1 protein-coding gene is annotated in these 2,699 nt (G+C 69.4%); it reads left to right on the plus strand.

Translation table 11 applies throughout. From position 1 onward, the window contains the following. Positions 1-45: 45 nt before the first annotated feature. On the plus strand, positions 46-2,699 hold a 2,654-nt coding region (locus ABTZ54_RS35620; protein WP_351672125.1), incomplete at its 3' end, for a non-ribosomal peptide synthetase.

The raw sequence follows: 2,699 nt of genomic DNA on the forward strand, positions 1-2,699 counted from the left end.
GGGAGTGCGGGGTTTGAGCGTGCTCGGGAGTTTTGGCGTGGGCGGTTGGGTGGTATTGCTCCGGCGCCTGAGTTGCCGTTGGTTTCGGGTGGTGGTGGGGGTTCGGGGTTTGTGCGGCGGTCGTTTGTTTTGGATGGGGGTGGTTGGGCGCGGTTGCGTGAGCGGGCTGCGGGGTGGGGTGTGACGCCTTCGGCGGTGTTGGCGGGTGTGTATGCCGAGGTGTTGGGGGTGTGGTCGAAGTCGTCGCGGTTTACGTTGAATTTCACGGTGGCGGATCGTTGGCCGTTGCATGGTGATGTGGGTCGGCTGGTGGGTGATTTCACGTCGGTGTTGTTGGTGGGTGCGGATGTGTCGGCTCCGGTGGGGTTTGTGGAGCGGGTGCGTGGTTTGCAGCGTCAGGTGTGGGAGGGGTTGGAGCATCGGGCGTATGGGGGTGTGCGTGTTCTGCGTGATCTGGCGCGGGAGTTCGGTGCTGAGCGTGCGGTGATGCCGGTGGTGTTCACCAGCGCCATCGGCCGGAGCATCGGTGACGACAACGGCGAGGTCCCGCCGCTCGGCCGGCTCGTCGACGCCGTGTCGCAGACCCCCCAGGTCCTCCTCGACATGCAGATCGTCGAACTCCGCAACGGCCTCATGATCAGCTGGGACGCCGTGGAGTCCGCCTTCCCCGAAGGCCTGCTCGACGACGCCTTCGCCGCACTGGAGGCCCTCGTCCTCCGGCTGAGCGGGGAGACGGCCCCCGACTGGAACGACGACCTCACCCCGGTCCTGCCCGCGTCGCAGGTGGTGGTGCGTGACGAGGTGAACGACACGCGGGGCGTGGTCCCGGGCGGGCTGTTGCATGAGCGGGTGTTCGCGGCGGCGCGGCGGGTGCCGGAGCGGGATGCGGTGGTGTGGTCGGGCGGCGGCCGGATGTCGTTCGGCGAGCTGGCGTCGCGTGCGCTGCGGGTGGGGCGTCGGCTGCGTGAGAGCGGTGTCGGTGTCGGTGAGCCGGTCGTGGTCAGCGCGCGGAAGGGCTGGGAGCAGATCGTCGCGGTCCTGGGCGTGCTGGCGGCGGGCGGCGCGTACGTCCCGGTCGACCCCGACCTGCCCGAGGAGCGGATCGGCCGCCTGCTGGAACGGACGGGCACCCGCCACGTCCTCACCCAGTCGGCGCTCCGGAACAGCCTGCCCGGCGACGACTCCATGACCTTCTGGTGTGTGGACGAGGAGACGGAGTGGGCAGGTGTGTCCGATGAGCCGCTGGCGTGGGTGCAGGCGGCTTCGGACCTGGCGTATGTGATCTTCACGTCGGGTTCGACGGGTGAGCCGAAGGGCGTGATGATCGACCATCGGGGTGCCGTGAACACGGTCGTCGATGTGAACGAGCGTTTCCGGGTGGGTGAGGGCGACCGTGTCCTGGGGCTTTCGTCGTTGAGTTTCGACCTGTCGGTGTGGGACGTCTTCGGCGTCCTGGCGGCGGGTGGTGCGCTGGTCCTTCCGGACGCGGACAAGCTGCGCGAGCCCGCGCACTGGGTGGACCTCGTCCGCGACGAGAAGGTGACCGTGTGGAACTCGGTGCCGGCGCTGTTCGAGCTGTTCACCGAGTACGTGCACACGCGTGGCGCGGAGGGTGTCGGGCTGCGGTTGGCGTTGCTGTCGGGTGACTGGATTCCGCTGGGGCTGCCGGATCGTGCGCGGGATCTGGTGGACGGCCTGGCGGTGGTGTCGCTGGGCGGTGCGACGGAGGCGTCGATCTGGTCGATCGCGTACCCGGTCGCGGAAGTGGATCCGTCGTGGCGGAGCATCCCGTACGGCTGGCCGATGGTGAACCAGACCTTCCACGTCCTCGACGAGTCGATGCGGCCGAGGCCCGACCTCGTGCCCGGGGAGCTGTTCATCGGCGGAGTCGGTGTCGCACTCGGTTACTGGGGTGACGAGGAGCGGACGGCGAAGTCGTTCGTCATCCACCCCGTCACCGGCGAACGCCTGTACCGGACCGGCGACTTGGGCCGTTACCTCCCCGACGGCACGATCGAGTTCCTGGGCCGGGAGGACTTCCAGGTCAAGATCGGCGGCTACCGGATCGAGCTCGGCGAGATCGAGGCCGCCCTGCTGCGCCAGCCCGGCGTGGAGACCGCGGTGGCGCATGCGCTCGGCACCCCGGGCGGACCCCGCCGCCTCGCGGCCTACGCCGTTCCCGCGCCCGACTCGGACACCGACCTGGACACCGACCTGCTGCGGGCCGAGCTGGCGAAGGTGCTCCCCGCCTACATGGTCCCGCCCACGATCACCGTCCTCGACTCCCTCCCCCTGACCGCCAACGGCAAGGTCGATCGCAAGGCCCTGCCCGACCCCGGTCAGGCCTCCGCCCGTCCCTTCGTCCCGCCCACCACCCCCGAGGAGCACGCCCTCACCACCATCTGGACCGACCTCCTCGGTCTCGACGCCATCGGTGTCCACGACGACCTGCTCGCGCTGGGAGCCGACTCCCTCATGGCCCTGCGCGCCGTCGGCGCGGCCGACTCCGCCGGTCTCGGCCTCGAACTCCGCACCGTCTTTGAGCACCCGACCATCGCCGGACAGGCCCTCCGCACCACCCAGGGACGCCAGGAACTCCCCGTATTGGTGGGGGATGTGGGGGGTCGGTTCGAGGGGTTTGGTCTGACGGATGTGCAGCATGCGTATTGGTTGGGTCGGTCGGGGTTGTTTGAGTTGGG

Origin of the sequence: Streptomyces sp. NPDC094032 (assembly GCF_040303965.1) — a bacterium.
GTDB lineage: Bacteria > Actinomycetota > Actinomycetes > Streptomycetales > Streptomycetaceae > Streptomyces.